This is a genomic window from Lyngbya aestuarii BL J, assembly GCF_000478195.2.
In the GTDB taxonomy this organism is placed as follows: domain Bacteria; phylum Cyanobacteriota; class Cyanobacteriia; order Cyanobacteriales; family Microcoleaceae; genus Capilliphycus; species Capilliphycus aestuarii.
Genome location: NZ_AUZM01000258.1, coordinates 1 through 944, shown reverse-complemented (window position 1 = coordinate 944; position 944 = coordinate 1). Strand labels below are relative to the sequence as shown.

At 35.7% G+C, this 944-nt stretch carries 1 protein-coding gene; it reads right to left on the bottom strand.

Going from position 1 to position 944, the window contains the following annotated elements; genetic code table 11:
• Positions 1–944 (bottom strand): serine/threonine-protein kinase (locus M595_RS27935; protein ID WP_023069910.1); only part of this gene is annotated, 944 nt, incomplete at both ends.

The window sequence follows — 944 nt, the reverse complement described above, 5'->3', positions numbered from 1 at the left end:
TAATTGCCTCATTAAATCTCGGAAGGCTTGCACAAATGCACTGAAAGGAATATTCCGTTGAAATTGATCGAATTTGCCTTTAATAAAATAACCCCGTTGTCTGACAATGGGTTTATGAACTTCGTTAACAACTGCCGTTTTGCCAATCCCGGAAAAACCAGCTACTAGCATCATTTCCGAACCTCCTCCCTTACCTCGGGGGGGATTACTGACTCTTTCAAAAGCTTCTAGAAGGGTTTTGACTTCGGTTTCTCGTCCGTACAATTTGTCGGGAATAAGGAAGCGATCACTGATATCCCGTTGCCCAATTTCAAAGTCTTTTATCTCACCTGTTTCTTGAAGTTGAGTTAAACATTTTTCTAGATCGTATTTTAACCCTAATGCACTTTGATAGCGATCTTCAGTATTTTTAGCCATTAATTTACTGACTATCTTTGATAGTACAGGTGGAATTTCTGAATTAATTTCATGTACTAAAGGTAATATTTTTGCTAGATGACAATGTACTAATTCCATTGGGTCATTTGATTCAAATGGCAATTCTCCTATGAGTAATTCATAGAAAGTTACACCCAAAGAATAAAAATCTGTCCGATAATCAATTCCTCGATTCATTCTCCCAGTTTGTTCAGGAGAAATATAAGCCAGTGTTCCTTCTAATACATTTGGATTATCGATTTCTGGGATTTCTTTAGGTAATTGAGAAGAAATGCTAAAGTCAATCAACTTTATTTGTAAGGTTTCAGGTTGAATAAGAATATTAGCGGGTTTAATATCTTTATGAATTATTCGCTCCCGATACAAAATTTCTAGGGCATCACAAAGGGAAATTGCTATTTTTAAAAAGTCTTGTAGCGATGTTAACTTTCCCCCAAGTTCCCATTCTTTTAAGGAAACTCCTCCAAAGTCTTCCATCACCAATACATAACTATTTTTATAGGATT